This window comes from Geothrix sp. 21YS21S-2 (assembly GCF_030846775.1).
In the GTDB taxonomy this organism is placed as follows: domain Bacteria; phylum Acidobacteriota; class Holophagae; order Holophagales; family Holophagaceae; genus Mesoterricola.
Map to the genome: position 1 here is coordinate 1,538,238 of NZ_CP132910.1, position 26,198 is coordinate 1,564,435.

Annotated in this window: 30 protein-coding genes; 11 read left to right on the forward strand and 19 right to left on the reverse strand. The window is 69.5% G+C overall.

The genetic code is table 11. From position 1 onward, the window contains the following. Positions 1–14: 14 nt before the first annotated feature. Entirely contained in the window at positions 15–944 is a 930-nt protein-coding gene (locus RAH40_RS06995; protein ID WP_306601374.1) for an epoxyqueuosine reductase, read from the reverse strand. A gap of 18 nt (positions 945–962) precedes the next feature. Here RAH40_RS06995 and RAH40_RS07000 point away from each other — a divergent pair, with 18 nt between their 5' ends. The 4 genes from RAH40_RS07000 (at position 963) to RAH40_RS07015 (ending at position 3,695) form a co-directional block, all read left to right on the forward strand. After that, positions 963–1,568, forward strand: a complete 606-nt coding sequence (locus RAH40_RS07000; RefSeq protein ID WP_306601375.1) for a hypothetical protein — start codon at positions 963–965, stop codon at positions 1,566–1,568. Positions 1,569–1,688: 120 nt separating this feature from the next. Next, positions 1,689–2,345, forward strand: a complete 657-nt coding sequence (pgsA, locus tag RAH40_RS07005; RefSeq protein WP_306601376.1) for a CDP-diacylglycerol--glycerol-3-phosphate 3-phosphatidyltransferase — start codon at positions 1,689–1,691, stop codon at positions 2,343–2,345. Between the two features lie 7 nt (positions 2,346–2,352). Beyond that, complete coding sequence (locus RAH40_RS07010; RefSeq protein ID WP_306601377.1) at positions 2,353–2,970, forward strand: DUF502 domain-containing protein; 618 nt, start codon at positions 2,353–2,355, stop codon at positions 2,968–2,970. Beyond that, positions 2,967–3,695, forward strand: coding sequence for an SDR family NAD(P)-dependent oxidoreductase (locus RAH40_RS07015; RefSeq protein WP_306601378.1), 729 nt, complete (start codon positions 2,967–2,969; stop codon positions 3,693–3,695). The genes RAH40_RS07010 and RAH40_RS07015 overlap by 4 nt, the downstream gene beginning before the upstream one ends. Positions 3,696–3,701: 6 nt before the next feature. Here RAH40_RS07015 and RAH40_RS07020 read toward each other — a convergent pair whose 3' ends face one another. Continuing rightward, on the reverse strand, positions 3,702–4,931 hold the full coding sequence (locus RAH40_RS07020; protein ID WP_306601379.1) for an MFS transporter: 1,230 nt from the start codon (positions 4,929–4,931) through the stop codon (positions 3,702–3,704). A gap of 103 nt (positions 4,932–5,034) precedes the next feature. Between RAH40_RS07020 and fbaA the strand changes: the two genes are divergently transcribed. Next, complete coding sequence (gene fbaA, locus RAH40_RS07025) at positions 5,035–6,060, forward strand: class II fructose-bisphosphate aldolase (RefSeq protein ID WP_306601380.1); 1,026 nt, start codon at positions 5,035–5,037, stop codon at positions 6,058–6,060. A gap of 193 nt (positions 6,061–6,253) precedes the next feature. Here fbaA and aqpZ read toward each other — a convergent pair whose 3' ends face one another. From aqpZ to RAH40_RS07070, 9 genes are all read right to left on the reverse strand, one after another. Beyond that, positions 6,254–6,949 carry an aquaporin Z gene (aqpZ, locus tag RAH40_RS07030; protein ID WP_306601381.1) on the reverse strand — a complete coding sequence of 232 codons (696 nt, stop codon included), beginning with the start codon at positions 6,947–6,949 and terminating at the stop codon, positions 6,254–6,256. Between the two features lie 96 nt (positions 6,950–7,045). Beyond that, positions 7,046–7,489, reverse strand: coding sequence for an Rrf2 family transcriptional regulator (locus RAH40_RS07035; protein WP_306601382.1), 444 nt, complete (start codon positions 7,487–7,489; stop codon positions 7,046–7,048). A gap of 47 nt (positions 7,490–7,536) precedes the next feature. Next, a complete protein-coding gene (locus tag RAH40_RS07040; RefSeq protein ID WP_306601383.1) occupies positions 7,537–7,971 on the reverse strand; it encodes a hypothetical protein in 435 nt (144 codons plus the stop codon). Beyond that, complete coding sequence (locus RAH40_RS07045) at positions 7,968–10,295, reverse strand: molybdopterin-dependent oxidoreductase (RefSeq protein ID WP_306601384.1); 2,328 nt, start codon at positions 10,293–10,295, stop codon at positions 7,968–7,970. The genes RAH40_RS07040 and RAH40_RS07045 overlap by 4 nt, the downstream gene beginning before the upstream one ends. 16 nt (positions 10,296–10,311) lie before the next feature. Continuing rightward, positions 10,312–11,805, reverse strand: coding sequence for an ammonia-forming cytochrome c nitrite reductase subunit c552 (locus RAH40_RS07050; RefSeq protein ID WP_306601385.1), 1,494 nt, complete (start codon positions 11,803–11,805; stop codon positions 10,312–10,314). Between the two features lie 45 nt (positions 11,806–11,850). Next, entirely contained in the window at positions 11,851–12,405 is a 555-nt protein-coding gene (gene nrfH / locus RAH40_RS07055; RefSeq protein ID WP_373432549.1) for a cytochrome c nitrite reductase small subunit, read from the reverse strand. After that, on the reverse strand, positions 12,377–13,657 hold the full coding sequence (gene hcp, locus RAH40_RS07060; protein WP_306601387.1) for a hydroxylamine reductase: 1,281 nt from the start codon (positions 13,655–13,657) through the stop codon (positions 12,377–12,379). The genes nrfH and hcp overlap by 29 nt, the downstream gene beginning before the upstream one ends. Before the next feature lie 241 nt (positions 13,658–13,898). Then, the gene (locus tag RAH40_RS07065; RefSeq protein ID WP_306601388.1) at positions 13,899–14,816 is read right to left on the reverse strand and encodes a class I fructose-bisphosphate aldolase; all 918 of its coding nucleotides are present in this window, start codon (positions 14,814–14,816) and stop codon (positions 13,899–13,901) included. A gap of 30 nt (positions 14,817–14,846) precedes the next feature. After that, on the reverse strand, positions 14,847–15,806 hold the full coding sequence (locus tag RAH40_RS07070; protein ID WP_306601389.1) for an aldo/keto reductase: 960 nt from the start codon (positions 15,804–15,806) through the stop codon (positions 14,847–14,849). A gap of 94 nt (positions 15,807–15,900) precedes the next feature. Here RAH40_RS07070 and RAH40_RS07075 point away from each other — a divergent pair, with 94 nt between their 5' ends. After that, the gene (locus tag RAH40_RS07075) at positions 15,901–16,404 is read left to right on the forward strand and encodes a hypothetical protein (protein ID WP_306601390.1); all 504 of its coding nucleotides are present in this window, start codon (positions 15,901–15,903) and stop codon (positions 16,402–16,404) included. Here RAH40_RS07075 and RAH40_RS07080 read toward each other — a convergent pair. Next, the gene (locus RAH40_RS07080) at positions 16,391–16,861 is read right to left on the reverse strand and encodes an OsmC family protein (protein WP_306601391.1); all 471 of its coding nucleotides are present in this window, start codon (positions 16,859–16,861) and stop codon (positions 16,391–16,393) included. The two genes, RAH40_RS07075 and RAH40_RS07080, sit on opposite strands and share 14 nt — an antisense overlap. 114 nt (positions 16,862–16,975) lie before the next feature. Between RAH40_RS07080 and RAH40_RS07085 the strand changes: the two genes are divergently transcribed. Next, positions 16,976–17,617 carry a DUF5808 domain-containing protein gene (locus tag RAH40_RS07085; RefSeq protein ID WP_306601392.1) on the forward strand — a complete coding sequence of 214 codons (642 nt, stop codon included), beginning with the start codon at positions 16,976–16,978 and terminating at the stop codon, positions 17,615–17,617. A 389-nt stretch (positions 17,618–18,006) separates the two neighbouring features. Here the strand turns inward: RAH40_RS07085 and RAH40_RS07090 are convergent, their stop codons facing one another. Continuing rightward, a complete protein-coding gene (locus tag RAH40_RS07090) occupies positions 18,007–18,642 on the reverse strand; it encodes a YceH family protein (RefSeq protein ID WP_306601393.1) in 636 nt (211 codons plus the stop codon). A gap of 144 nt (positions 18,643–18,786) precedes the next feature. Between RAH40_RS07090 and RAH40_RS07095 the strand changes: the two genes are divergently transcribed. Beyond that, complete coding sequence (locus tag RAH40_RS07095) at positions 18,787–19,200, forward strand: bacteriohemerythrin (RefSeq protein ID WP_306601394.1); 414 nt, start codon at positions 18,787–18,789, stop codon at positions 19,198–19,200. Here RAH40_RS07095 and RAH40_RS07100 read toward each other — a convergent pair. Further along, positions 19,172–20,707 (reverse strand): DUF4384 domain-containing protein, encoded by a 1,536-nt coding sequence (locus RAH40_RS07100; protein ID WP_306601395.1) that lies wholly within the window; start codon positions 20,705–20,707, stop codon positions 19,172–19,174. The two genes, RAH40_RS07095 and RAH40_RS07100, sit on opposite strands and share 29 nt — an antisense overlap. An 83-nt stretch (positions 20,708–20,790) precedes the next feature. Between RAH40_RS07100 and RAH40_RS07105 the strand changes: the two genes are divergently transcribed. Next, a complete protein-coding gene (locus RAH40_RS07105) occupies positions 20,791–21,393 on the forward strand; it encodes a DUF4337 domain-containing protein (protein ID WP_306601396.1) in 603 nt (200 codons plus the stop codon). 19 nt (positions 21,394–21,412) lie between these two features. Here RAH40_RS07105 and RAH40_RS07110 read toward each other — a convergent pair whose 3' ends face one another. Together RAH40_RS07110 and RAH40_RS07115 are read right to left on the reverse strand one after the other, a co-directional pair. Beyond that, entirely contained in the window at positions 21,413–22,717 is a 1,305-nt protein-coding gene (locus RAH40_RS07110) for a TrpB-like pyridoxal phosphate-dependent enzyme (protein ID WP_306601397.1), read from the reverse strand. Between the two features lie 89 nt (positions 22,718–22,806). After that, the gene (locus tag RAH40_RS07115; protein WP_306601398.1) at positions 22,807–23,355 is read right to left on the reverse strand and encodes an N-acetyltransferase; all 549 of its coding nucleotides are present in this window, start codon (positions 23,353–23,355) and stop codon (positions 22,807–22,809) included. Positions 23,356–23,409: 54 nt separating this feature from the next. On the opposite strand from RAH40_RS07115, the gene RAH40_RS07120 reads away from it, so the two are divergent. Continuing rightward, a complete protein-coding gene (locus tag RAH40_RS07120; protein ID WP_306601399.1) occupies positions 23,410–23,883 on the forward strand; it encodes a YbaK/EbsC family protein in 474 nt (157 codons plus the stop codon). Positions 23,884–24,182: 299 nt separating this feature from the next. Here the strand turns inward: RAH40_RS07120 and RAH40_RS07125 are convergent, their stop codons facing one another. The 3 genes from RAH40_RS07125 to RAH40_RS07135 are packed head-to-tail and all read right to left on the reverse strand — an operon-like array spanning position 24,183 to position 25,647. Then, positions 24,183–24,836 (reverse strand): dihydrofolate reductase family protein, encoded by a 654-nt coding sequence (locus RAH40_RS07125; RefSeq protein WP_306601400.1) that lies wholly within the window; start codon positions 24,834–24,836, stop codon positions 24,183–24,185. A gap of 21 nt (positions 24,837–24,857) precedes the next feature. Then, the gene (locus RAH40_RS07130; protein ID WP_306601401.1) at positions 24,858–25,085 is read right to left on the reverse strand and encodes a hypothetical protein; all 228 of its coding nucleotides are present in this window, start codon (positions 25,083–25,085) and stop codon (positions 24,858–24,860) included. A 25-nt stretch (positions 25,086–25,110) separates the two neighbouring features. Continuing rightward, complete coding sequence (locus tag RAH40_RS07135) at positions 25,111–25,647, reverse strand: DinB family protein (RefSeq protein WP_306601402.1); 537 nt, start codon at positions 25,645–25,647, stop codon at positions 25,111–25,113. Positions 25,648–25,728: 81 nt separating this feature from the next. Here RAH40_RS07135 and RAH40_RS07140 point away from each other — a divergent pair, with 81 nt between their 5' ends. Continuing rightward, positions 25,729–26,193: a hypothetical protein gene (locus tag RAH40_RS07140; RefSeq protein WP_306601403.1), complete on the forward strand. Its 465-nt coding sequence runs from the start codon at positions 25,729–25,731 to the stop codon at positions 26,191–26,193. The last annotated feature ends 5 nt before the right edge of the window (positions 26,194–26,198 follow it).

A 26,198-nucleotide genomic window follows, 5' to 3' on the forward strand; every position in this document is an offset into this window, starting at 1 on the left:
CAAGGAAACCCGCCCTAGCCCAATATCCTGCCCAGGGTGGCAAGCCAGTGCCGGTGCCGGACCCTCCGCAGCGCCGTCCCGCGGGTCAGCGACTGCCACCTTCCGACGCCCATCCGGCCCGCCTCCGCGGGCTGGGTGTGGAGCGGGCTTGCCCCCCCCCACAGCCCGCCGTCGCCCCAGAGCGGCGCGCGGTTCCAGGGACAGACCTCCTGGCAGAGGTCGCAGCCCGCGGCCCACCGGGTGGCGGCCAGGGCCGCCTCCACCGCGGGCGGCGGCGGCGCCTCGGTCTCCACGGTGTAGGTGGTCAGGCAGAGGCCGGGGTCCAGCCTGAAGGGCTCCAGGGCTCCGGTGGGGCAGACATCCAGGCACCGCGTGCAGGAGCCGCACCGCTCCCCGGGAAAGGGCGGATCCGGGGGCAGCTCGGCATCCAGCAGCACCACCCCCAGGAAGCCCCAGGAGCCGCCCTTGCCGGCGATGAGGAGCGTGTGCTTGCCCTGCCAGCCCAGGCCGGCCCTGGCGGCCAGCTGGCGCTCCAGGATCGGGGCCGTGTCCACGCACACCCGGCCCTGGAGGCCGGGCCAGAGCTCCTGGGCCTCTGCGAGGAGGGCCTTGAGCCGGGGCTTGAGGATCCGGTGGTAGTCCGGGCCCCAGACGTAGCGGCTCACCTTCAGGGAGCCCTCGGCGGCGCCGGGCACGGCCGCGGGCCGGGCGTAGGGGAAGAACCCCACCAGGGCCGTGCGGGCCCCCTCCATCACCGAGGCGGGGTCGGCCAGGGCCTCCTCCCGCAGGTAGGGCAGGAGCGCGCCCCGGCCCTCCTGGAACCACCGGGAGAGCCGTTCCCGGTCGAAGGGCGCGCAGGAGGCGAAGCCCACGCGGGCGAATCCCCGTTCCATCGCGGCGGTCCGCAGCCATTCCTTGAACTCTTCGGCTTTCGGTGTGGACAAAAGATTTAAACTCCAGTCATGGATATCCTGACCCTGGAACTCTTCGATGTCACAGTCTCCGAGGCCCTCCGGGAGGTGAGCCGGGTGCTGGAGGACCATCCCGGCCTCCCCCTGCGCGTGATCATCGGCGGCGACGAGATGCTCCTGCACAACGTCCAGCGGTTCCTGGAGCGCTCCGGGCGCACCGCCACGCCCTACCGGGAGGGCTCGGGCTGGCGCGTCGAGACGGCCGGCGCGGACGCGCCGGCGCCCGCCCCGGTTCGCGCCGTCGAGCCCGTGACCCGCGTCGTCCCCGCCCCGCTCCAGGCCCGGCCCCGGCCCCTCCTGCTCACCCGGGCATCGCTCGGCGCCGGCAACGGCGGCGTGGGAAGGCGCCTCCTCCTGGGCGTGCTGCGCGAGCTGGACCCCCAGGTGCCCTGGGTGGGCCTGGCCCTGGAGGCCACCGGCCTCCTGGAGGACCCGGAGGCCCTGGCGCTCCTGACGGCCCTGCAGGCCCGCGGGACCCGGGTGCGCGTCTCCCGGGAGAGCCTCCTCTTTCCCGACGGCCCCGAGGGCGCCTTCGAGGTCATCGAGGACTCCCAGTGGCAGAGGCTGGCCGGAAAAGGGGATTTGACGATAATATAAACGATTAAAGCCAACTCCTTCGATGGGTTGAACAGCCTCCGGAGCCGTTAGACTGGAGCTTCAACCTGGAAGACGATTCGACCCTCCATCGCCGAGAGCCCTGAAAGTGCCCCTTATCCCATGACCGTACCCAACTACCTGACCCTCGCCCGGATCCTCATGGTGCCCATCCTCGTGGTGGTGCTCCTGACGCGGGTTACCAATCATGAAATCATCGGCGTCCTGGTCTTCTGGGCGGCGAGCCTTACCGACCTCCTGGACGGCTACCTGGCGCGCAAATGGGGCCAGGTGACCACCCTGGGCAAGCTCCTGGACCCCCTGGCGGACAAGCTCCTCATCATGGGCGCCCTCATCAGCCTGGTGGAGCTGGGCATGGCCCCGGCCTGGATGACCTTCATCATCCTGGGGCGGGAAATGGCCATCACGGGCCTCCGGGGCATCGCGAGCGAGGAGGGCGTCACCATCGCCGCCGAGCGCCTGGGCAAATGGAAGCTGGGCTTCCAGATCGCCGCCATCTCCTGCCTGCTCCTGGGGCCGGTGCTCGACGGCTGGCTCCTGGACTGGACCGGCCTGCCGATCTTCCGGGTCTTCATCCATTTCCCCAGGCCCTACAGCTTCTTCTGGGGCATGGGCGTGCTGCTGCTCTGGGTGGCCATGATCCTTTCCATCTGGAGCGCGGTGACCTACTTCCGGAAGTTCTGGAGCAAGCTGGGCCCCAGCCTCCTCGCAGGCCACGGGCGCCTGTCGGCCCACGAGTCCCCCGACCGGAAGGTGTGAGGCAAACATGTTCAGGAAATATCTGCTGGCGGGATTCTTCACGCTGCTGCCCTCGGTGGTGACGTTCTGGATCCTCCGTGCCATCTTCAACTCCCTGGTGGACATCTTCCGGGGGCCGGCCTCCATGGTCGCCGCCATGCTCCACCTGCCGGTGCCGCCCGCCTGGGGCCTGGCCCTCATCTCCGCGGCGGCCACCATCTCCCTCCTGCTGCTGGCCGGGGCCCTGGTGGGCAACTTCGTGGGCCGCCAGATCCTCGGGTGGCTGGACGAGCTGGTGATGTACATCCCGGTCGTCAAGGGCATCTACGGCGCCACCAAGCAGCTCATGAGCGCCATCCAGAGCGGCCAGGGCGGCTCGTTCAAGGAAGTGGTGCGGGTGGAATGGCCCCGGCCCGGCGCCTACACCCTGGGCTTCGTGGCCCACCGGGACTGCACCTGGGCCGGCTTCGGGCAGGGCGAGGAGATGGTGGCCGTCTACGTCCCTACGGCGCCCAACCCAACCTCCGGCTACGTGATCATGGTGGAGGCCTCCAAGGTCACCCCCATGCCCATCAGCCCCGAGCAGGCCCTCACCTGGGCCGTCTCCGGCGGCGTGGTGACGCCCTCCGGCGTCAAGCTCCCGTGAAGCCCTTCCTGGGCAGGCGGATCCTGGTGACGGGGGCCGGCTCGGGCATCGGCCGGGCCTGCGCCCGGCGCCTGGACGCGCTGGGCGCGGAACTGATCCTGGCCGGCCGCCGCGGGGAGGCCCTGAAGGAGACCCTGCCCCACGCCGTCCGGGCCGTCCTGGACCACACCCGGGACGAGGCCGTGCTGGCGTTCGCGAAGGACTGCCCCCCCCTGGACGGCATGGTGCTGGCCGCGGGCTCCCTGCTCACCGGCAGCGTGGAGGGGACATCGACCCTCGCATTCGAATGCATGATCGCATCCAACCTGAAGGGCCCCTGGCTCCTCTGCCATCACCTGGGCGGCCTCCTCAAGGACGGCGCCAGCGTCGTGCTGGTGGGCTCGAACGTGGGCATCCGGGCCATCCCCGACACCGCCGCCTACAGCGTGGCCAAGGCGGGCGTGCACATGCTGGCCCAGGTGCTGGCCCTGGAGTGGGCCCCGCGCGCCATCCGCTGCAACGCCGTCGCCCCGGGACCCGTCCACACCGCCATGGTGGACGCGCGCCTCAAGGCCGCCCCGGATCCGGCCGCGGCCCTGCACGCGCTCTCCCGGGTCAATCCCCTGCGCCGCCTCGGCCGCGAGGAGGAGGTGGCCGCTCTGGCCATCCACCTCCTCGGGGACGAGAGCCGCTGGACGACGGGGACGGTCATCCCCATCGACGGCGGCGCCGCCGCCGTGTTCTGAAGCCCTTCAGCGCTCCAGGAAGTCCAGGTCCCGCCCATGGGTCTCCGCCAGTCCCCAGAGGGTGAGCAGGGCGATCCCGATGGCCAGCGCGCCCACGGCCAGGGCCGAGCCCACCAGGCCCATGGGGGCCTTCAGGGCGGCGAAGAGCAGGGCCATGGGCACCAGGCCGCCCCGCACGAAGTTGGGCACCGTGATCGTGACCGTGGCCCGCAGGTTCGTGCCGAACTGCTCGGCGGCGATCGTCATGAAGACCGCCCAGTAGCCGATGGTGTAGCCCAGGGCCGCGCAGAGGCCGTACAGGAAGGCCGGGCTCCGCCCATGGAGCCCGAAGAGGTAGGCCAGCACCACCAGGGCGTCGAGCACCAGGAACGCGGCCACCGCCCCCCGGCGGCTGCGGAGCACCTGGCTCAGCACGCCCGAGGACACGTCCCCGAGCACCAGCCCCGCGTAGCAGAACGCCACGGCGGTGCCGGCCTTCACGGTGCCGATGACGCCCAGGGTCCGTGCGAATTCCGGGGAGAAGGTCACCAGGATGCCCACCACGTACCAGGTGGGCATGCCGATGGCGATGCACGCCATGTAGCGGAAGAGCCGGTCCCGGTCGTTCACGAGCATCCAGAGGCTGCCCCTCGCCACCCCCCCGGTCTTCATCTGGGCGAACATCCCGCTTTCGGCCACCCCGATGCGCAGGAGCAGGAGCGCGAAGCCCAGGCTCCCGCCCACCAGGTAGGCCACCTTCCAGGTCATGTAGTTGCCCACGAGCCCCGCCACCACGGCCCCGGACACCCCCACCGCCGCCACCAGGGTGGTGCCGTAGGCCCGGGTCTCCCTGGAGAGGACCTCGCTCACCAGGGTGATGGCCGCCCCCAGCTCCCCGGCCAGGCCGAAGCCCGCCACGAAGCGGCACACGGCGTAGAGGGGCACCGAGGCGGCGAAGGCGTTGGCGAAATTGGCGGCGGAGTAGAGGGCGATGGACCCGAACAGGACCGAGAGCCTGCCCTTCTTGTCGCCCATGACCCCCCAGAGGATGCCCCCCAGGAGCATGCCGGTCATCTGGACGTTCAGGAGGAAGGCCCCGGTGTCCAGCAGCCCCGAGGGCGGCACGCCGATGGCCAGGAGGCTCTGCTGCCGGACGATGGGGAACAGCAGCAGGTCGAAGATGTCCACGAAATACCCCAGGGCCGCCACCAGGACGGTGAGGTTGAGGACCGCCAGGAATCCCTTCCGGTGCGACATGGGCTTTGCTCCTCGATGGAAACCGGGCGCCGAAGGACTCACATTGCCCCAGGCCCCGGGCAGGTGTCAAACTGAATCGACCTGACCAGAAAAGAGGAATCCGATGCCGGTTGTCACCCCCGCCCAATACCTCACGATGCTCGACAAGGCGCAGCAAGGGAAGTACGCCTACGCGGCCTTCAACGTCACCTCCACCGAGACCGCCAACGCGGTCCTCCTCGGCCTCAAGACCGCCAAGGCCGACGGCATCGTCCAGATCTCGACCGGCGGCGCCGAGTTCATGAGCGGCCTGGGCGTCAAGAGCATGGCCTACGGAGCCATCGCCCTGGCCCAGTACGTCCACTACATGGCCCAGCACTACGAAGTGAACGTGGCCCTGCACACGGACCACTGCCACCCCAAGTACCTCGAGACCTTCGTGCTCCCCCTCATCGCCGAGACCGAGCGCCGCCGTGCCGCGGGCCAGGGCAACCTCTTCAACGCCCACATGTTCGACGGCTCCGAGCTGCCCCTGGACGAGAACATCCGGCGCTCCGCGGAACTCCTGAAGCGGTGCGCCGCCAGCGAGATCATCCTGGAGGTGGAGACCGGCGTCGTGGGCGGCGAGGAGGACGGCCACGACACCAGCGGCGTCCCCAAGGACAAGCTCTACACCACCCCCGAGGACATGGTGGAAGTGCACAGGGCCCTGTCCCCCCTGGGCAGGTACCTTCTGGCCGCCACCTTCGGCAACGTGCACGGCGTCTACAAGCCCGGCAACGTCGTCCTGCGCCCCGAGATCCTCCGGGACGGCCAGGCCGCCATCGACAAGGCCTTCCCCGGCCAGCGCAGCCGCCTCGTCTTCCACGGCGGCTCCGGCTCGAGCCTGGCCGAGATCCACGCCACCCTGGACTACGGCGTGGTGAAGATGAACGTGGACACCGACACCCAGTACGCCTTCACCCGCGCCATCGCCGGCCACATGTTCAAGAACTACGACGGCGTCCTGAAGATCGACGGCGAAGTGGGCGACAAGAAGGCCTACGATCCCCGCCCCTACATGAAGAAGGCCGAGCAGAGCATGGCCGACCGCGTCGTCCGCGCCTGCGAGGACCTGCGCAGCGCCGGGAAGACCCTGGGCCAGATCTAGAGGTTGATTCCCGAATCGCAAAGCATTCAGGTTCCAATCCTCACCGCCCGCCGAATGCTTGGATTCCGGATTTCAATTTTTTTTCCTTGTTCATCCCCGTTCATCGCCGGCAAATTCATTCGCATGATTTGCCGGCGATGAACGGGGATGGACGGGGAAAATAAAATGGATAAAAGAAAGCCATCCTTGCAGGCTATGAATCCTTGTCCAGCCTGGGGAACACGAGGCCCGCCAGGGCGGCCCCGGCCAGCGGAGCCACCCAGAACAGCCACAGTTGCCCCAGGGCCCAGCCCCCGTCCGCGAAGAAGGCCACCCCGGTGCTCCGGGCGGGGTTCACGCTGGTGTTGGTCACGGGGATGCTCACCAGGTGGATGAGGGTCAGGCACAGGCCGATGGCGATGGGGGCGAACCCGGCGGGCGCCTTGCGGGACGTGGCGCCGAGGATCACGAACAGGAAGAAGAAGGTCATCACGACCTCCGTGAGGAAGGCCGAGCCCAGCGAATACTGCCCGGGGCTGTGGAGGCCGTACCCGTTGCTGGCGAACCCGCCGGCCTGGAACAGGGGCTTGCCGGAGGCGATGAGGAAGAGCACCCCGCCCGCGAGGACCGCGCCCGCAACCTGCGCGGCCCAGTAGGGGGCGACGTCCTTCCACGCGAAGCGCCCGCCCACGGCCAGCCCCAGGGTCACGGCCGGGTTCAGGTGGCAGCCTGAGATGGGGCCCACGGCGTAGGCCATGGTGAGGACGGTGAGCCCGAAGGCCAGGCTCACGCCGTGCAGGCCGATGCCCACGCCGGGGAAGGCCGCGGCCAGCACGGCGCTGCCGCAGCCGCCCAGCACCAGCCAGAAGGTTCCGAAGACTTCCGCGGACAAACGATGGGTCAGTGGCACGGGCACCTCCTCATGGAAAATTCCCCTGCATTCTACAAGCCGTGCCCCTGAGTTCCAGGTAAAAGTGCCCCTTCCGGCTTCGCGGGGCCCCGCCCTTCAGACCGCTCCCTCCGCCATGCACTTCACGCGGGGCACCACCTTCAGGGTCGAGAGGTCCAGGCGGTAGAGATCGCTGATGGTCACCTCGGCCATGGTGTGGTCGAGGGTGGCCTTGGCGTCGCACCAGGCGACGTGCAGCGGGCAGGGCTTCCCCTTGCTCAGGCAGTCGGTGAAGCCCATGACGCAGACGGTGGTGGTGTCCATGGTGTTCAGGATGGCCACCACCTCGCCCACCGTGATGGAGGCCGCGGGGCGGGCCAGCCGGAAGCCGCCGTGGGGCCCCCGCATGGACTCCAGGATGCCGCCGTGGGCCAGGGTCTGGAGGACCTTGGCCAGGTAGGGCCCGGGGAGTTCCACGCGGCCCGCGAGCTCCTTGGCCAGGAGGTAGGACCCGTCCTCGGGCAGCGCGGAAAGCGCGCGCAGGGCATAGCCGGTCGCCATGGAATACAACATCGCCTGTCCCTCGATCCCCTGAGGTTACCTGAAATCTAGCCCAGGTGGCAGGACAGGCAGTTGGCCCGTCCCGGGTGGGGATTGCGCCTCATTCCGGGATGGACCTCCCGGCCATGGCAGGCCAGGCAGTTCTCCCGCATCGCCACGGCGTGGGGCAGCGCGGGCGGGGCGCCCGGGTAGGCCCTGGCGCCCCTCGCTCGGGAGGCCGGCTCGCCCTTGAACGCGTTGGCGCGGAAGGGGGCCGCGGCGCCGGAGGGCACGTGGCAGGACTGGCACCAGCCGCCGGCCTTGTGGGGCACGGCGGGCACGCCGCCGCTGATCTCCCTGGCGTGGCAGCCGGTGCAGGATGCGTCCTTGTGGAGGTCGTGGGGGATGACCGGCGGAGCGTAGGCGTGGAGGCGCTCCGGGGCCCTGGCGGGGAGGACCGGGGCCAGCCCGGCCAGAAGCAGGGACAGCGCCAGGGTTCTCATGCCTTCTCCACCTTGCAGGCGCACTTCTTGTAGTCCGGCTCGGCGCTGATGGGGCAGATGCTGTCCTGGGTGACGGCGTTGATGAGCTGGGACTCGTCGAAGAACGACGTGTAGACGGTGCCCCTGGGCACCTGGCCCCGGGCCTCGAAGCGGCACGGCAGCGTGACGCTGCCCCGTCGGGAGGTGACCTTCACGAGGCCGCCGTCGGCTACGCCGACGGCCTTGGCGTCCTCGGGGTGGATCTCCAGGAAGCCCTTGGGCTGGGCCCTGTTCAGCTGGGGGACGCGCCGGGTCATGGTGCCGGTGTGCCAGTGCTCCAGCATGCGGCCGGTGGTGAACCACAGCGGGTACTCGGCGTCCGGGACCTCCGCGGGGCCTTCCCAGGGGCGCAGCCACACCACGGCCCTGCCGCCGTCGGCCTTGTTCTTGTAGAACGAGATGCCTTCCCCGGCCTTCACGTAGGGATCCTCCCCCTCCACGTAGCGGCGGGCGGTCTCCTTCCCCTTCACCACGGGCCAGCGCAGGCCCCGGTTCGCCTTGAGCTCCTCGTAGGTGCCGATGTCCTTGCCGGTGCCCACCGTGAACTGCCGGTATTCCTCGTAGAGGTCCTTCACGTAGGTGGCCCGGTCCCTGGGGAAGAGGTCGCCCATGCCCATGCGGCGGGCCACTTCGACGATCTGCCAGTCGTCGGGGAGGCAGCCCTTGGGGGGCTCGGCCAGCTGGTCCCAGTGCTGGGTGCGCCGGTCGCTGTTGCCGAAGAAGCCCTCCCGCTCGACCCACATGGCGCTGGGGAGCACCACGTCGGCGAACCCGGTGGTCTCCGTGGGATAGACGTCCGACACCACGATGAACCGCCCGTCCTTGCGGGCCCCCTTGCGGAAGCGGTCCACGTTGGGCAGGCTCACGAAGGGGTTGGTGACCTGGATCCACATGCAGGTGACGTCGCCCCGGTCCAGGGCCCGGAACATCTCCACCGTGTGGTAGCCGGGCTTGGGGTTGATGCGCTCCACCGGCACCTTCCAGATCTTCGCCGCGATGGCCCGGTGCTCGGGGTTCATGACCACCATGTCGGCCGGGAGCCGGTGGGCGAGGTCGCCCACTTCCCGCACGGTTCCGCAGGCGCTGGGCTGGCCCGTGACGGAGTAGGCCGTGGAGCCGGGCTTGCAGATCTTGCCGGTGAGGAGGTGGAGGTTGTAGATGAGGTTGTTCATCCAGGTGCCCCGGCTGTGCTGGTTCACGCCCATGCACCACACCGACATCACCTTGAGCTTCGGGTCGGCGAAATACCCCGCCAGCTGCTCCAGGGCGGCCACGGAAAGGCCGCTGAGCCTGGCCACGTGCTCGGGCGTGTAGGTCTCCAGGAAGGCCGCGTACTCCTCGAAGGTGACCTTCTTCGCCTCGTCGGCGAACCTGGACTTGTCCGCCAGGCCGTAGCCGATCTGTTCCTTGCCCCGCTTGAAGACCACGTGCTTTTCCACGAAGGCCTTGTCCACGGCGCCCTTCTTCAGGAGCAGGTGCGCGATGCCGTTGGCGATGGCCAGGTCGCTCTGGGGGGCCATGAGCAGGTGGCTGTCGGCGAAGTCGGAGGTGGGGGTGCGCCGCGTGGCGAGGTCCACGATGCGCTTGGCGGGGTTGGCGCCCTTGCTCTCCAGCACCTGGCCGAAGAGCACCGGGTGGGCCTCGGCCATGTTGTTGCCCCACATGATCAGCACGTCGCACAGGGCCAGGTCCTCGAAGCAGCCCATGGGCTCGTCGCTGCCGAAGGTGCTCATGAACCCCGTGACGGCGCTGGCCATGCACAGCCGGGCGTTGGCCTCCACGTTGTTGCTGCCCATGCCGGCCCGGAACCACTTGGTGGCCGCGTAGCCGTCGGTGATCATCCACTGGCCGCTGCCGTAGATGGCCACGGCCTCGGGGCCCTTGGCGGCGAGGGTCTCCTTGAATCTGCGGGCCACCAGGTCCAGGGCCTCGTCCCAGGTGGCCTTCACCAGCCTTCCGTTCTTCCGGATCAGGGGCGAGGTGAGCCGGTCGCCGCCGGTGAGGATGCCCGGGAGGCTGTAGCCCTTGGCGCACAGGAGGCCCTTGCTTCCCGGGTGCTGGTCGTCGCCCTTCACGGCGACCACCCTGCCCTGCCGGCTTCCCACCATTACGCCGCAGCCCACGCCGCAGAAGCGGCAGGGGGCCTTGGCCCAGGCGATGCCGGGCCCCTTGGGGGCCCCCTTGGCCACCGCGGCGGCGGCCAGGGGAGAGGAAGCCAGGGTCGCGGCGGTGGCGCAGAGGCCACCCTCGCGAAGGAAATCGCGTCGGGTCAGGGGCTTGGACATGGGTGCCTCCGGGGCCTTACTTCTTGGCGGTCTTGGTCTTGTCCCGCAGGTCGCGCAGGGCGAGCTGGCCCTGGCGGGCGAAGTCGATGGCCTCGCCGAGGATGCGGGCCACTTCCTGGGGCGCGTGGAAGCCCATGGAGTTCTCGGCGTTGACGAAGTCCGTGCGCCACTGGGCCTTGCGCTGCAGCTCGAAGATGTCGCCCAGGGCGGTCTCGGGGATGCCGTCGTTCTTGGCCTTCTCCAGGTCGTTGATGAGCGCCACCACGGCGTCCTCGGCGCGGAGCATAAGGGTGTGGGTCTTGTCCTGGATGGCCTCGACGCGGGCCTTGAGCTCGGCCTCGGGGAAGCGGTGGCAGGTCTGGCAGGCGCGGGAGATGTTGAGCAGGGGGCTGCGCACCTGGTGGTCGCTGATCTTCAGGGCGCCTTCACGCACGTAGGGCATGTGGCAGTCGGCGCAGGACACGCCGGACCGGGCGTGGACGCCCTGGCTCCACATCTCGAACTCGGGGTGCTGGGCCTTGAGGACCTCGGCGCCGGTGCGCTTGTGCTTCCAGTCGAAGAACCGGTGCCCGTCGGAGAACTTGTAGTCGGAGTAGGTGGCCTCGATCTGCTCGACCTTCAGGCCCTTGTTCCAGGGGAAGAAGAGGGTGGTCTTGGGGCCGCAGTAGTATTCCACGTGGCACTGGCCGCAGACCATGGAGCGCATCTCCTGCCGGGAGGCGTCCATGTTGGCGTCGTAGTTCCGGGAACGGTCGCCCTTGCGCCAGGTCTCGATGGAGGGCAGGTGGGGCACCGGCTCGCCGCTCCGGGCCAGGGCGTCGATGCCGTTGATGAAGCCGGGCTTGGTCACGCGCAGGGCCATGGTCTTGGGATCGTGGCAGTCGATGCAGGCCACGGGGTGCTTCACGAGCTTGGTGGCCTCGGCGTAGGGGAGCTTGCCGACGGCCTGGAACCCGGCCTGGAGCTGGGCCTGGGCGTTGGGGCTGTCCAGGGCCTCGTCGAGGCTGCCGGGCGCCCCGGCCTTGATGCCGGCCTCGCGGTAGGGCACGGTGGTCGACGCGTGGCAGTGGAGGCAGGCGCCGGGCTGGGGGCGGTCCGTGACGCGCTTGGTGGCGCGCTGGTCGTCCAGCATGTAGGCGTGGCCCCGGCGCTGGCGGTAGTCCAGGGCGAAGGCGTAGCCGTCGAAGATGACGGGCAGGCGCGGGTCCTCGGTGAGCTTGCTGATGGCCAGGGTCTCGCTGCCGCCGCCGCCGTACTTGGTTCCGGAGCGTTCGATGGTGCGCAGGTAGCCGTCATACTGGCGGGGGAAGTTCTTGCCCCAGATCGCGGGATCCACGGACTTCTCGTCCATGTCCACCACGCGCACGCTGGTCTTGGAGGCCTCTGCCTTGTGCTTGGAGATGTTGGCGTTGAGCAGGAGCACGAGGATCGTGCCAGCCGCGGCCGCGGCGGCGATGAGGCCCAGCCTGAAGGCGGGTCGGTTGAACAGGGGCGGCTTGGTCTCGGTCATGGTCAGCCTCGCGGAATCAGGATGGAAGGAAGGGAGGTTCGGGTTTCAGTTGCCATGGCCCACGCCGGGATGGCAGCGGACGCAGCCGAAAAGGTCGGCCCTGCGCGCGGGGTCCGTGGGCACCCCGAGGGTGCCGTGGGCCGTGATGTCGCCCGTGAGGCCCGCGTGGCAGCGCACGCAGTTGGCCTCCAGCACCGCGGCGTTGCCGGGCTTGATCCGGATGGGGTCGGGATAGCCGCCCACGGTGAAGGCCTGGGAGTGGTGCCAGCCGTTGGCGGCCTTCACGTAGAACTTGTGCACGACGTTGTCGTGGGGCAGGTGGCAGTCGTTGCACGTGGCCACCGCGTGGTGGGACCCGTGAAGCCACCCGTCGTAGTTCTCCTGCATGACGTGGCAGTTGGTGCACACCGCCGGCTTGTCGGAGAGGTACGACGTCCCGTTGGCCGCGACGAAGGTGTAGACGCCGGACCCGAAGAACACCCCGAGGAGAATCGGGATGGCCAGACCCAGAACGATGACGGAGCTCTTGGCTTTCACGTGGAAATCCTCGGGTGGGGGGGTCGCGATGCGATCATACCAGGGCCAGGTCCGCCAGGGCATCCGTTCCTGTGAGCTTCAGCCCGTAGGCGTCCTGGAGCACCTTGAAGACGTTCGGGCTGAGGAAGGCGGGGGCGGCCGGGCCCACGGCGATGTTCCTCACGCCCAGGTGGAGGAGGGTGAGGAGCACGGCCACGGCCTTCTGCTCGAACCATGAGAGGACAATCGTCAGGGGCAGGTCGTTGACGCCGCAGTTGAGGGCGCCGGCCAGGCCGGCGGCGACCTGGATGGCGCCGTACGCGTTGTTGCACTGCCCCATGTCCAGGAGCCGGGGCAGGCCCAGGAGCGTGCCGTAGTCGTGGTCCAGGATGCGGAACTTGCCGCAGCCGAGGGTCAGGATGAACGAGGTGGCCGGCGCGTTCTTCGCGTAGTCGCTGAAGTAGTTGCGCCCGGGTTCCGCCCCGTCGCAGCCGCCGATGACGAAGAACCGGGTCACCTCGCCCTTGGCCACCGCCTCGAGGATGGCGGGCGCCGCGCCCAGGATCACGCTCTGGTGGAAGCCCACGGTCAGCGAAGGCCCGGTGCGCTCCGGCAGCGGTCCCAGGGCCTTGGCCCGGGCGATGACGGAGGCGAAGTCGTCGCCGCGCAGCCGGGTGCCGCCGGGAACGGCCGTGACGCGCGTGGTGAAGACGCGGTCCCGGTAGGATTCGCGGGGCTCCAGGATGCAGTTGGTGGTGGCCAGGATGGCGCCGCCGAAGGCCTCGAACTCGGACTTCTGCAGCTGCCAGGCCCCGCCGTAATGACCGGCCAGGTTGGGGTGGTTCTTCAGGACCGGATACATGTGGGCCGGCAGCATCTCGCCGTGGGTGTACACCAGGACATCCGTGCCCGCCACCTGGGCCAGGAGGTTCTCCAGGTCCACCATGTCGTGGCCGGTGACGAGGATGCCGGGCTGCGGGCGGGTGCCCGTGGCCACGGCGCCCACGGCGGGCTGTCCGTAGCGCTCCACGTGGCCCTCGTCGAGGAGCTGCATGACCCGGAGGTTCTGCTTGCCGCACTCCAGCACCAGCTCCAGGAGGCTGGGCACGTCGAAGTTGACGTTGGTCATGGTGGCGAAGAGGGCCTCCTCCATGAAGGCCGAGACGGAATCGTCCACCTTGCCCAGGCGCCGGGCGTGGTGGGCGTAGGCGGCCATGCCCTTGAGGCCGTAGAGGAGGGTCTCCTGCAGCGACTGGACGTCCTCGTCCTTGCCGCAGATGCCGAAATCCTCGCAGCCGGTGCCTTTGGCGGCCTGCTCACACTGGTTGCAGAACATGGTGCTCCTCCACGGTTGGATGGGATCAGGGTCCCAGGGGCCGGAACCGGACACCTTGACGGGAATCAAGGATCCGGGCGAATTGAGAAATTTTTCACGATTGATGGTGCAACACTTTTCCCCGGCCGCCCGGATGGGCAGACGTTCCTCCTCGTCAGGCGCCGCCAACCCCGCGGCGGAACCCGGACAGACCCAGCCTAGGACCCTTCAAAATCGGAATGTGAACTCTTTAAACTTTTCTTCAGGCCCCGGCGTGGATGGCCATGACGGCGGCCAGCAGCTCAAGCGCGTCCTTCTTCGGCCGCTGGAAGGCGTTGCGACCCATGATGCTCCCGAAGCCTCCGCCGGCGGCGATCTCGCGCACCTCGGCGAGCACCTCCTCGGTGCCCTTGGCCTCGCCGCCGGAGAAGATCACGATGCGCCGGCCGTTGAAGGCGGACTGCACCACGTGGCGGATGCGGTCCCGCAGGGTCGCCGACGGGATGGCGTACTTCTCGTAGACCTTCTTGGCCTCGGCCTGTTCCAGGAAATCCTTCGGGGGTTTCACCTTGATGATGTGCGCGCCCATCTGCGCCGCCATCTGCGCGGCGTAGGCCACCACGTCGAGCGCGGTCTCGCCCTCCTTGGAGACGCCCGCGCCCCGGGGATAGGCCCACACCACGGTGGGCAGCCCCACGGCCTTGGCCTCCAGGACCAGCTCGCGCAGGGCCTCGTACTGGGCGTTGCGCTCCCCGCTGCCGGGGTAGATGGTGTAGCCGATGGCGGTGCAGCCCAGGCGCAGCGCGTCCTCCACCGAGCCGGTCACCGCCGAGCAGGGCTCGCCCACCTTGGCCAGGCTGTCGCTGTTGTTGAGCTTGAGGATCAGGGGGATGTCCCCGGCGTAGTCGCCGGCCACGGCCTCCAGGAAGCCCAGGGGCGCCGCGTAGGCGTTGCACCCGGCCTCGATGGCCAGCTCCACGTGGTAGCGCGGGTCGTAGCCGGCGGGGTTGGGGGCGAAGCTGCGGGCGGGGCCGTGCTCGAAGCCCTGGTCCACGGGCAGGATCACGAACTTGCCGGTGCCGGCCAGCTTCCCGGTGTTCATGAGGCGGGCAAGGTTGGCCTTCACGCCCGGGCTGTCCGAGCCGTACCACGATAGGATTTCTTTGACGCGAGCGGTCATCTCGTCCTCCGGATTGTGGGATGCCCTATGCTACGCCGGATGCGCGGCCATGAAGTCGGCGATTTCCGACTCCTCGTGCTGGGAGAGGCGGAAATTTGCGGCTCCGGCCACCCCCGCCACCTGGGCGGCGCTGCGCACCCCCACGATGGCCCCGGTGACCTGGGGGCGGCGGAGGCACCAGGCGATCGCGGCCTCCCCCGCGGAGCGTCCGTGGCGGGCCCCGATGGCCCCGAGCAGGTCGGCAAGGGCCAGGTTCCTTGTGAGCCTGGGCTCCTGGAACTGGGCCTTGCCCTTGCGGAAGTCGTCATCGGGCATGGCGGCCACCCGCTCCCGGGTCATCTTGCCGGTGAGCAGGCCGCTCTTCATGGGGCTGTAGACGATCACCCCCACGCCCTCCCGGGCGCACAGCGGCAGGAGTTCCGTCTCCACCTCGGGGGAGATGACGGAGTAGGGCGGCTGCAGGGAGGCGACCTCCTCCGGCCAGCCCAGGCGCGCCAGCTGCTGCGGGTTGAAGTTGCACACGCCGGCCCACCGGATCTTGCCCTGGGCCTTGAGGCCCCGGATGGCCTCCCAGGCCTCCTCGATGTCGGGGGACGGGTCGGGCCAGTGGATCTGGTAGAGGTCGAGGGTGTCGACCCCCAGGCGCCGGAGGCTCTCCTCGCACTCGCGCACCACCGACTCGCGCTTGAGGCGCCCCGAGACCTTCCGGTCCTCGTCCCACACCAGGCCGCACTTGGTGAAGACCATGGGGCGGTCCGCCAGCCCCTGGAGAGCCCGGGCCACCACCTCCTCCGAGTGCCCCAGGCCGTACACGGGGGCCGTGTCGATCCAGTTCCAGCCGGCCTCAAGCGCGGCGTGGATGGCCGCGATGGAGTCCGCGTCGTCCTGGGGGCCCCAGCCGAAGGCCCAGTTGTTGCCCCCCATGGCCCAGGCGCCCACGCCCAGGGAGGTGATCATCAGGTCGCTCCTGCCCAGCCGCCGCTTTTCCATGGCCCGTCCTCCGGTTTCGCATCCATTATGACCCGCGGGGCCAGAACTGCCCACGAGACTCGTTCTCAGGTAGAATGGGGACCGAGGCGACATCATGTCCCATCTGCCCGAACCCTTCCAGCCCCTGCCCGATTCCGCCCGCCTCTGGCTGGTGGCCCTGGACCCGGCGCCGTCCCCGGAGACCCGGGCCCGCCTGCAGGAGGGCATGGAGGCCATCCTGGCCCAGTGGCGCCACAAGGGGCACGCCTACCAGGGCGCATTCGCGATGGTGAAGGACCGGATCCTGGCGGTGGCCGAGCCGGAACTGGCCTCGGCCCCCTCGGGCTGCGCCATCGACGGCATGCTGCGCAAGGTGCGCCGGCTGGTGGGCGACCTTGGATTGGCGGAGGTGGACCCCGCGGCCTCCGTGCTGGTGGACGCGGGAGGCCTGCGCGCCGTCCCGAAGGGGGACCTGGAGGCCCGCCTCCAGGACGGGACCCTGGGCCCGGACACCACCGTGCTGGACCTCTCCCTGTACAGCCTGGGCGACCTGCGCTCCGGGAGGCTGGAGACGCCCCTGGCCCGCACCTGGATCGGCCGGAAGTTCAAGGTAGCCTGACGGGTTCCTCCACCACGATCTCGGTGATGAGGGAATTGGCGATCATGCAGCACTCGTGGGAGGCCTCATGGAGTTCCCTCAGCTGCCGGGCCGTGGGCGCCTGTCCCGAGAAGGTGATCTCGGGACGCAGCGCGATGCGCGTCATGGCCACCTTCCCCAGGGGGTTGCGGCCCATGATCCCCACCGCCTCGTCCACGTAGGCGTCCACCACGAAGCCCTTGCCGGCGGCGATGGAGAGGAACCAGAGCATGTGGCAGCTGCTCGCGGCCGCCACCAGGGCCTCTTCGGGGTCCACGTGGGCGGGGTCCGACATGGGCGGCGGCACCACGAGGGGGGAGGAGGAGGCCGGCACCCGGGCACCGCCGTCGAAGACCCACTCGTGGGCCCGGCTGTACCGCGAATCCACGAAGGCCGCCTCACCGCGGTTCCAGGCGATGCGCACCTGATGCTTGCCCATGGGATCCTCCTTCGTGAATTCTTTTATACAAGAACGTTATTGGCAATATAAACAGATTTCGCGTTCGCGGAAGAGGGAAGGACATCAAACTTCCTCCCACCGCATACTTTCACCATGGCACCCCCACAGCGCCCCTCCCTCCTGTCCCCCTGGGACCTCCTGGCCGTGGCCGGGTTCGGGGGCCTTGCCCTCTTCTACGCCTGGATCCTCCCGTCCCTCCCGGACCCCGTGCCCATGCACTTCGACGCCCGCGGGGTCGCCAACGGCTGGACCCCCAAGGCCGCCCTGCCCTGGGTCGTCTTCGGGATCCCCGTGCTGATCTGGGCCTTCACCACCGCCCTGGGCATCCTGCTGGCCCTCTCGCAGAAGGACCCGCTGAAGGCACGGGCCATGGCCATGGCGCCCATGCGGGGCCTGCTGGGCCTGGGCCTGGCGGTGGTGATGGGTTTCGTCCTGCTGGCCCCCGCGCACGGCCCCGGCGTCATCCTGGCCGGCGTCGGGGCCTTCCTGGCCCTGATGGTGGCGGGGATCGCCCTCATGGCCCGGGACTTCGTCCGGCTCAGGCCGGTGGACGCGAGCCTGGCGTTCTACAGGTGGGGGCTCTTCTACGTGAACCCCGACGACGCCCGGATCTGGGTGCCCAAGCCCATCGGCGTGGGGTGGACCCTGAACTTCGCCAAACCGGCGTCCTGGGCCGTCCTGGCCCTGCTGCTGCTGCCGGTGGCCGTGATCATCCTCGTGACGAGGACGCGCTAGCCAGGTCCTGCCCGCAAACCCGGGGACCTTCCGAACAAGGATGAAGTGGCAACTCCCACGATGACCTATCCCCTTTTATCCCATATATCTGCGTTAGTCCCTGTTTCCGCAGGGCCAACGCTGGGGTGGGTCGCAGCAGGTGTCATTGGACGTCCTTGACCTCGAGTTCCAGGGCCCCGGTTCCTTCGCGAGGCTTCATTCCCAGCCTGCGAACCTCGATCCTCCCTTTGCCGGAATTGATGAGAAGGCAGGTAGGAAGTCCAGAGCGTCCTCGCACCCCTTCTCGACGAACCCGTGGCCCAGGGTGTTCGCAATTCGGTGGCGGAAGCCGGTGATCTGCTGGGTGAGGGGGGCCCAGCGATTCACAGCTTTGGGTTTTCCGGCACGCCCTATTCGAACTGCCCCCGGAACGCCTCGAACTCCGCCCTAAGTTGCGCCAACTCCCCCTTCAGCGCGGCCACCTCCGCCTCCAGGGCCGCGGAACGGGACGGCGCGGCGGGTGCCGGCGCGGAGGCGGCGGCCTCGGGAGGGTCGCCCAGGAGGTGGGCGTAGCGGGTCTCCTTCGTCCCGGGCAGCCGCGGGAGTCTGGCCACCAGCGGTTCCTCCGCCTCCAGCATCAGCTCCAGCACCGCCTCCACCTCGGCAAGGTCCGGGAAGGGATACATCCGGGTGCTGCGGTTGCGCAGTTCACCGGGGGTCTGGGGACCGCGCAGCAGGAGCTCGGCGAGGATGGCGCACTCCTGCACGGACAGGCCCCGGGACTCCGCCAGGCGGTGGCTGTACTTCTGCACCCGGCTCCCGGCCGCGCCCACGAACCACACGGCCTGGCCGTCCCGCAGCTCCTGGAGCGCCTCCAGGACGGCGGCCTCGTCCAGGGCCATCACCGGATCGCGGTTGGTGCTCTGGTTGCAGGCGTTCACCAGGGCATTGAGGGTCAGGGGGTAGTAGTCGGGCGTGGAGAGGTGCTTCTCCATCAGGCAGCCCAGGACGCGCTGCTCCGTTGCGGTAAGGCGATGCTCGGCCATCGGCGGTCTCCTTCCCGCCATCTTCTCATGGAGGGGCCATGGACAGGCTTTGTCGCATACCTCCACCCGCCCCCGGCCCGCCATTTCCCGCGGGCGCGGACCCGGGTGGGTTAGTATCAACGGATGGGCCCCAATGGAGATGGGATGGACGAGCTAGTCTGGTCGGAAGACCTGAACACGGGGATCGACCAGATCGACCAGGAACACAAGGGCCTCTTCGCCATCTACGCCGAACTCCACGCGGGGATCCGCTCGGGGGCCTCCCCGGCCCAGCTTTACGCCATCCTCTTCAAACTCACGACCCACGCCGAGGCGCACTTCAAGGCCGAGGAGATCCAGATGCTGGCCGTGGCCTTCCCCGGCTTCAGGCCGCACCAGGAAAAGCATGTCCAGCTGCTGACCGAGGTGGGCCTCCTGACGCTGCAGTTCGGCGACCCGGCCCTGGAAGCCCCGCGCAGGCTCCTGGAGATCCTGCGCCCCTGGCTCCTGGACCACCTTCTCAACGACGACCTCGCCTTCGCGGACTGGGTCAGGGCTTCCCGCCAGGCAGGGTGTTGACCACCGCGGTGTCCTCGGCGTACTGGGCCTCGGCCTTGCGCAAGGTGATGCCCCGGGCGTGGCCGACGATGGAGGCCAGGTCCGCGCGCACGGCCTGGAGCCCCTGGGGCGCGGCCGCGGGCGGGTCCAGCGGGGCGGTGGACGCCATGACCTTCACCATCTCCACGCCGAAGGGCTCCTGCACCTCCAGGTTGAAGCTGTCGTCGTCCGGGGGGATCTGGTAGAGGCGGTCGCGCTGGATGCGGGCGTCGGGGTGGTAGGCGTTGGGGAAGACCACCACGTTGGTGCCGTCCACCTGGTGGTAGAGCACCTTCACGTAGCAGTCCATGTTCGCCTTGAGGAACAGGTGGAGTCGGTCCCCCTTGCGGTAGATGCCGCCGTCGCCCCGGTCCAGGGCCAGCTTCACCTTCAGGCTGGAGGCCTGGACCCTGGCGTCGCAGATGGCCAGGGTCTTCCGGGCGTCCTCGAGGTTGTCCGGGGCCGGCTTCAGTCCGGCCTTGGCCAGGAGGGCCGCGGGGATCCCGAAGGAGGCCGCCGCCAACTCCTCGCCGGAGGCGGCCGTCACCCGCAGGCTGAGCCTCACCTCCTCGCCCAGGTCGAAGCAGGTGCCGCGCACCACCGCCTGGGAGCGCAGTGTCTCGGCGTAGTCGGCGCCCAGGTTCCCCTGGCGGATGGCCTCGGCGGCCGCGGTCTTGTCCACGATCTTCACCTGGCCGCAGGCCACCAGTTCGGCCCCCAGCGCCTGTTCCAGGTAGGCCGAAAGGCTCCCGCAGAAGGGGGTGTCGGCGTAGGTGATGCGATCCATGAGCACCCGGATCCCCCGGGGCAGCCCGCCCCCCAGGTCCAGGGCGGCCGTGGCCACGAGGCCGTCCAGGCCCTTGCGGGCCGCCAGCGCCTTGCGCAGCTCCCGGTCGATGTCCGCCCCGGGGGGGCAGGACACCGGCGTGGCCGCCCCGCCCAGCACGGCCCGCACCAGCAGGGACTCCTCCAGGCCCTCGCGCAGCTGGCGCGCCCGCAGGAGCCCCGGGACGTCGCCGCCGGCCCGGGATCGCTCGAAGGCGCCGGCGCACTCCCGGGCCTGGCGGTCCACCTTGTCCCCCAGGAGCTGGAGGGCCCGGGGCTTGTCCAGCACGGCCAGGGCGTGGGTGACCCTGGACGCGGGATCGGCCCACGCCAGGAGGGTGTCCAGCCCGTCCAGCTCGACGTCGGCGCGGGTGCGCACGAGGTTCTGGGCGAACCGGGTCATGTGCTGGTCCTGCTGGGTGACCCTGCTGGTGAAGTCGGAGGTGACCCGGGTGCGGATGGAGGCCGCCAGGGCCTCGCGCGCCATGGCCAGGGCCTGGGAGCGCTGCTGGGCCTCGGACCCGCCCGGGCTGGAGAGGCCATAGCCGGTGAGGTACCGGGCCGCGGGGTAGGCCTCGGGATCGACGCCGCCCTTCTGCACCCAGGCAGGGGGGGCCGCCGCGAGGCCCAGGGAGAGGAACAGGACTGCCGCGGATCGGAGCATGGGAACTCCCGGGAGGAACGGTGCGGATTCCGGAACGGAGGATCGATCCTACCACTATACTTTGTTCGCGACAGGAGCCCCCCATGCCCGATGCCCTCGAACCCATCCAGAACGAAGTGCAGGACCATGCCGGAGACAGCCGGTTCAACGGGTTCATCGCCCTCTTCGTGGCCGTGGTGGCCACCTTCATGGCCCTGTGCAACGTCAAGGACGGCAACGTCGTCCAGGCCATGCAGCAGTCCCAGGCCCGCGCCGTGGACCAGTGGGCCTACTACCAGAGCAAGAGCACCAAGCAGCACATCGCCGAGAATTCCGCCGACCTCCTCCGCGCCGTCCTGGAGTCCGCCCCCGCCATGCGGCCCGAGGCCAAGGCGCGCGTGGAGGCCCGCATCGCCGCCCAGGAGGCCGCCGCGAAGAAGGCCGATGCGGAGAAGACCCAGATCAGGGCCGAAGCGGAACAGGCCGCCAGGGACTACGATGCCATGAACGTCCACGACGACCAGTTCGACCTGGCGGAGGCGTGCCTGAGCGTCGGCATCGCGCTGGCGGGCGTCACGGCCCTCACCCGGAAGCGGTGGCTCTTCAGGGTGGCCATGGTCTTCGCGGGCCTGGGCTTCCTGTTCGGGCTGGCCGGGTTCCTGCACTGGAACCTGCACTCGGACTTCATGGCCAAGGTGCTCGGCTAGAGGTTGCCGGGACAGGCGCCTAGACGTCCTGCAGATCCCCGTCGAAGTAGGCCTCGTAGGCCGCCAGGTCCAGCATGCCGTGCCCCGACATGTTGAACACGATGACCTTCTTCCTTCCTTCCTCCCTGGCGGCCAGGGCCTCCCGGATCGCGGCGGCGATGGCGTGGCCGGACTCGGGGGCGGGGAGCAGGCCTTCCGTCCTGGCAAAGGTGGCCGAGGCGCTGAAGACTTCGCGCTGCTTGACGGCGGTGGCCTCGATGAGGCCCAGCTTCAGGGCGTGGCTGACGGTGGGGGCCATGCCGTGGTACCGGAGGCCGCCGGCGTGGATGCTGGGGGGCATGAAGTCCGAGCCCAGGGTGTACATCATCATCAGGGGCGTCATTTTCGCCATGTCCCCGAAGTCGTAGCGCAGCTCGCCCCGGGTCAGGGTCGGGCAGGCCGAGGGCTCCACGGCGACGATGCGGGTGGGGCGCTTGTCCCGGATCTTCTGCTGGAGGAAGGGGAAGGCGATGCCCGCGAAGTTGCTGCCGCCGCCGGCGCAGCCGATGACGATGTCGGGGTACTCCCCGGCCAGTTCCATCTGGGCGATGGCCTCCTGCCCGATGACGGTCTGGTGGAGGCATACGTGGTTCAGCACGCTGCCCAGGGAGTACTTGGTCCCGGGGGTGGTGACGGTGGCCTCGATGGCCTCGCTGATGGCGATGCCCAGGCTGCCGGCGCAGTGGGGGTCCTTCTCCAGGATGCTGCGTCCGAAGGCGGTCTGGTCGCTGGGGCTGGAGTAGACCTTGGCGTCGTAGGTCTCCATGAGCATCCGCCGGTAGGGCTTCTGGTGGTAGCTCACCTTCACCATCCACACCTTGCAGTCCAGGCCCATGAGCTTGCAGGCGAAAGCCACGCTGGACCCCCACTGCCCCGCCCCGGTCTCGGTGGCGATGTGCTTGACCCCCTCCTGCTTGTTGTACCAGACCTGGGGCACGGCGGTGTTGGGCTTGTGGCTGCCGGCGGGGCTCACGCCCTCGTACTTGTAGTAGATGTGGGCCGGCGTATCCAGGAGCTTCTCCAGCCGCACCGCCCGGAACAGGGGCGTGGGGCGCCAGAGGGCAAGGATCTCCCGCACTTCGTCGGGGATGGCGATGTGGCGCTCGGTGCTGGCCTCCTGGTGCACCAGGGCCTCGGGGAAGATGGCCAGGAGCGCCTCGGGCCCCACGGGTTCCCTCGTCCCCGGGTGGAGCGGGGGGGCCATGGGCTCGGGGAAGTCCGCGGCGATGTTGTACCACTGCCCGGGGATGTCCTTCTGGGTGAGGTCGAAACGGGTCTGCAGCAAGGCACGCACTCCTTCGGGACATCCTGGGGCCGGGTTTGATGACTTGGATCATCATAAACCCAGGAATTAATGTTTCAACCCAGACGGTGTCATGGGCCCGCGGGGTCGGGACGGTCCGCCGGGGGCAGCGCGGACCGGGTCATGACGAGGTCCCGCTGGGGATCCGTCCCCACGACGAAGACGTGCTCCCCCACCGCCTCGAACCCCCATTTCCGGTAGAACGCGATGGCTCGAGGGTTGCGCTCCCACACGCCCAGCCACACCTGGTCCGCGCCGCCCGCCTCCGCCAGGGCGATGGCCGTGCCCATGAGGCTCTGGGCCACGCCCCTGCCGTGCCATGCCCGGTCCACGTAGAGGCGCAGGATCTCCCAGGGGCTCGAACCGGGAACGCAGGCCGGGGCGGGTCCCCCCCGCAGCTGGACGAAGCCGCCCAGGCCCCCCTCGTGCTCCCACACCAGGGTGGCGAGCCCCGGATCCCGGAATTCCCGGGCCTGGATCGCCTCGCCGTACGAGGCCCGGCAGTGGAGATCCATGTCACCGGGCGTATTCTCGGCGGCGAAGGCGTCCCGGAAGGCGCGCTCGGCCAGGGCCGCCAGGGGCGCGGCGTCGCGGGGTTCGGCTGGGCGGAGGACGGACATGTCCCCATGGTATCGCGGGGCCGTTCTGGGACAATGTCCCCGGGGGGTCGCCGCATGGTTCCGGAAAAGGTCCAGAAGGTGTTCCGCGATCACGGCCTGGAGGCCATCGAGTTCGAGCCGGGCAGCACCCACACCGTGGAGCTGGCCGCGGCCCGCCACGGCGTCGAGCCCGCGCGCATCGCCAAGTCGCTCCTCTTCCGGAACAAGGCCGAGGCCTACACCCTGGTGGTGTGCCCCGGCGACAAGCGGATCCCCTCGGGCACCCTCAAGCGCGTCCTGGGCTCCAAGGTCTCCATGGCCGACGCCGGGGAGACCGAGCGGGTCACCGGCTACCGTCCCGGCGGCGTGTGCCCTTTCGCCCTGGAGGGGGTCGAGATCCTCCTGGACCGCGAGCTGGGCCGGTATGAAACCATCTTCCCCGCCGCGGGCACCGACGCCACCTCCGTGCGCACGACCCTCGAGGCCCTGGCCCGCATCACCGGGGGGCGCGTCGTGGACTTCGTGGACGCCGCCGGCGCGCCGCTCTGATCCCGCGGCCTGGGCCCTGCAAATCTTGGATTTCAATAAGAGATGGTGATGCGCACGAAATGGGAGTCTGCGGCCCCATCCCTTTTCATCCCAAATATCGGCGTTCATCCCGGTTACGCAGGGCCAGCGATGGTCTGGGCCGGTGCGCGCATGACCCGCCTGCGCCGACCCATCCAAGCCCTTGCCCTGCGAAACAGGGACAAACATCGATGTCTGGGATGAAGGTGATGAAACCCGCCAATCTCCGGCGACGAGCCTTGGTGTTGTTACCACATCGAATTCAAATTCATGCCAAGGGCCTACCGGTCCCCATCCCGGGCGAGCACCACGTGCATGGCCTTCGGCGTGGCCACCTGCTCGACGCAGCGGTACCCCAGCACCGGCAGATCCAGGCCGGCCAGCAGCGGCTCCCCGGACCCCAGCAGCACCGGCGAGATGGCCAGGTGAAGCTCATCCACCAGCCCCGCGGCCAGGTACTGCCGGATCGTCGCGGCCCCGCCCCCCAGCCGCACATCCTGCCCCCCGGCGGCCGCGAAGGCCCGCTCCAGCGCCTCGTGGATGCCGCCGGTCACGAAGTGGAAGACCGTCCCCCCGGCCATGGGCAGGGCCTCCCGGGGATGGTGGGTCAGGACGAACACGTCGGTGTGGTAGGGCGGCTCGTCCCCCCACCAGCCCTTCCAGGAACCGTCGGGCCAGGGTCCCCGCACGGGCCCGAACATGTTCCGGCCCAGGATCCACGCCCCGATGCCCCGGAATCCCCGGGCCGCGAAGTCCTCGTCCGGGCCCGGCGTTCCCCCCGGCTGCCCAGTCATGCGCCGGAAGGTCGGGGTGTCCATGAACCACCCGTGCAGGGCCATGCCGCCCACCCCCATCGGCTGGTCCAGGCTCTGGTCCGGCCCGGCGCCGAAACCGTCGATGGACATCGAGAAGCACTGCACCCGCAGCTTCGGCATGGACACCTCCGCCAGGGCCTTCTAGCCTCTGGGCTTCCGGATCTTAAGGTAGTTCTGGAAAAGCCGGAAGGCCCCGATGAAGGAGAAGGCCGCCGCGAAGAAGTAGGCGGTCTTGTCCTTGGCCGTCATGCACACCATGGCGGCGAGGATGCCGGCGTAGACGCACACGGCGCAGAGCCCGAGGTTGACCCAGGGGTAGGCGAAGGGCGATTTCGCCGGCTCGGGGGTGGGGGGGCGTCGGGTGGCCATGCGTGCTCCTGACGTCCAATCTACACTAGGAGAGGCCGCCCCCTCCCAGGTAGCGCTCCTGGAGCACCTCCAGGTGATGGGCGGCGTGGCCGGCGATGACGAGGCCCAGGTGGCTGGCGGCGACCGTCTTGCCGTTGACGGTGCCCTGGCGGGTCCAGGCCTCGGGCGCCAAGCCCCGCACCAGGGTGAGGGTGGCCCGGCGCACCGCCACGAAGTCCGCGGCGAGCTCCGCCAGCGGGCGGGCGTCGGCCCGCGCCGCCCGGGCGTAGTCGTCCTCCTCGAACCCGGGCAGGGGCGTCCTCTCCTCCCGGGCGACGCAGAGCAGGCGGTAGCTCATGATCCGCTCGGTGTCGGCGAGGTGCCCCACCAGGTCCTTGATGCTCCACTTCCCCGGCGCATAGCGGAAGGCGCCGCGCTCTTCGGGGATCGCGGCCAGCAGTTCGGCCAGCTGCCTTTCCTGGCGCTCCAGAAGGACATCCAGGTCCCCCTCGGGAACCTGGGCGGCATACCCGGCGTAGCTGGCGGGGATCTCCCCGGGGGCGGGTCTGGGAATGGCGACCATGGGTACCTCCTCCCTGAAGCCGCCATGATATCCCGCTCCCCCGCTTCCGGGTGGTAACCTTGTCGCCTCATGGAGACTCCCGTGGACCCGCGCGAATTCCTCCGTCACCTGCTCGCCACCCTTGCCTACCGGGGTGGCAAATGCCTCCGCGGCGCCCCTCCCGCCTTCGCCGGGTTCGAGGGCGGCGGCAAGACCCCCCTGGCCATCCTCTCCCACATCAGCGACCTCCTGGACTGGACCCACTCCATGGTCATCGGCGAGAGGCGGTGGCAGGTGGCCGTGCCGGAAGCCTGGGACATCGAATCGGCCCGCTTCCACGCGGCCCTGGAGAGGCTGGACGAACGGCTGGCCTCAGGTCCGGCGGTCACCGACTGGGAGCGCCTGGTGCACGGCCCCCTGGCGGACGCCCTGACCCACGTGGGCCAGCTGGCGATGCTCCGGCGCATGGCGGGGTGCCCGCTTGCCGGGGAGAGCTACTACGCCGCCGAGATCGCCACCGGCCGGGTGGGGGCGGACCAGGCCCCGCCCCGCAAGCCGTTCGCCTGAACGTC

Bases quoted from the DNA above. Each gene is read 5' to 3' on its own strand.
- RAH40_RS07040 (WP_306601383.1), bottom strand. From the start codon at position 7,971: ATGAGAACCCTGGCGCTGTCCCTGCTTCTGGCCGGGCTGGCCCCGGTC.
- RAH40_RS07085 (WP_306601392.1), top strand. From the start codon at position 16,976: ATGGCACCCCCACAGCGCCCCTCCCTCCTGTCCCCCTGGGACCTCCTG.
- RAH40_RS07010 (WP_306601377.1), top strand. From the start codon at position 2,353: ATGTTCAGGAAATATCTGCTGGCGGGATTCTTCACGCTGCTGCCCTCG.
- RAH40_RS07035 (WP_306601382.1), bottom strand. From the start codon at position 7,489: ATGGCGACCGGCTATGCCCTGCGCGCGCTTTCCGCGCTGCCCGAGGAC.
- RAH40_RS07000 (WP_306601375.1), top strand. From the start codon at position 963: ATGGATATCCTGACCCTGGAACTCTTCGATGTCACAGTCTCCGAGGCC.
- RAH40_RS07100 (WP_306601395.1), bottom strand. From the start codon at position 20,707: ATGCTCCGATCCGCGGCAGTCCTGTTCCTCTCCCTGGGCCTCGCGGCG.
- RAH40_RS07070 (WP_306601389.1), bottom strand. From the start codon at position 15,806: ATGGAAAAGCGGCGGCTGGGCAGGAGCGACCTGATGATCACCTCCCTG.
- RAH40_RS07090 (WP_306601393.1), bottom strand. From the start codon at position 18,642: ATGGCCGAGCATCGCCTTACCGCAACGGAGCAGCGCGTCCTGGGCTGC.
- pgsA (WP_306601376.1), top strand. From the start codon at position 1,689: ATGACCGTACCCAACTACCTGACCCTCGCCCGGATCCTCATGGTGCCC.
- RAH40_RS07120 (WP_306601399.1), top strand. From the start codon at position 23,410: ATGGTTCCGGAAAAGGTCCAGAAGGTGTTCCGCGATCACGGCCTGGAG.
- fbaA (WP_306601380.1), top strand. From the start codon at position 5,035: ATGCCGGTTGTCACCCCCGCCCAATACCTCACGATGCTCGACAAGGCG.
- RAH40_RS07095 (WP_306601394.1), top strand. From the start codon at position 18,787: ATGGACGAGCTAGTCTGGTCGGAAGACCTGAACACGGGGATCGACCAG.
- RAH40_RS07020 (WP_306601379.1), bottom strand. From the start codon at position 4,931: ATGTCGCACCGGAAGGGATTCCTGGCGGTCCTCAACCTCACCGTCCTG.
- RAH40_RS07045 (WP_306601384.1), bottom strand. From the start codon at position 10,295: ATGTCCAAGCCCCTGACCCGACGCGATTTCCTTCGCGAGGGTGGCCTC.
- RAH40_RS07075 (WP_306601390.1), top strand. From the start codon at position 15,901: ATGTCCCATCTGCCCGAACCCTTCCAGCCCCTGCCCGATTCCGCCCGC.
- RAH40_RS07050 (WP_306601385.1), bottom strand. From the start codon at position 11,805: ATGACCGAGACCAAGCCGCCCCTGTTCAACCGACCCGCCTTCAGGCTG.
- RAH40_RS07115 (WP_306601398.1), bottom strand. From the start codon at position 23,355: ATGTCCGTCCTCCGCCCAGCCGAACCCCGCGACGCCGCGCCCCTGGCG.
- RAH40_RS07080 (WP_306601391.1), bottom strand. From the start codon at position 16,861: ATGGGCAAGCATCAGGTGCGCATCGCCTGGAACCGCGGTGAGGCGGCC.
- RAH40_RS07065 (WP_306601388.1), bottom strand. From the start codon at position 14,816: ATGACCGCTCGCGTCAAAGAAATCCTATCGTGGTACGGCTCGGACAGC.
- RAH40_RS07135 (WP_306601402.1), bottom strand. From the start codon at position 25,647: ATGGTCGCCATTCCCAGACCCGCCCCCGGGGAGATCCCCGCCAGCTAC.
- RAH40_RS07130 (WP_306601401.1), bottom strand. From the start codon at position 25,085: ATGGCCACCCGACGCCCCCCCACCCCCGAGCCGGCGAAATCGCCCTTC.
- RAH40_RS07125 (WP_306601400.1), bottom strand. From the start codon at position 24,836: ATGCCGAAGCTGCGGGTGCAGTGCTTCTCGATGTCCATCGACGGTTTC.
- nrfH (WP_373432549.1), bottom strand. From the start codon at position 12,405: ATGCCCTGGCGGACCTGGCCCTGGTATGATCGCATCGCGACCCCCCCA.
- RAH40_RS07105 (WP_306601396.1), top strand. From the start codon at position 20,791: ATGCCCGATGCCCTCGAACCCATCCAGAACGAAGTGCAGGACCATGCC.
- hcp (WP_306601387.1), bottom strand. From the start codon at position 13,657: ATGTTCTGCAACCAGTGTGAGCAGGCCGCCAAAGGCACCGGCTGCGAG.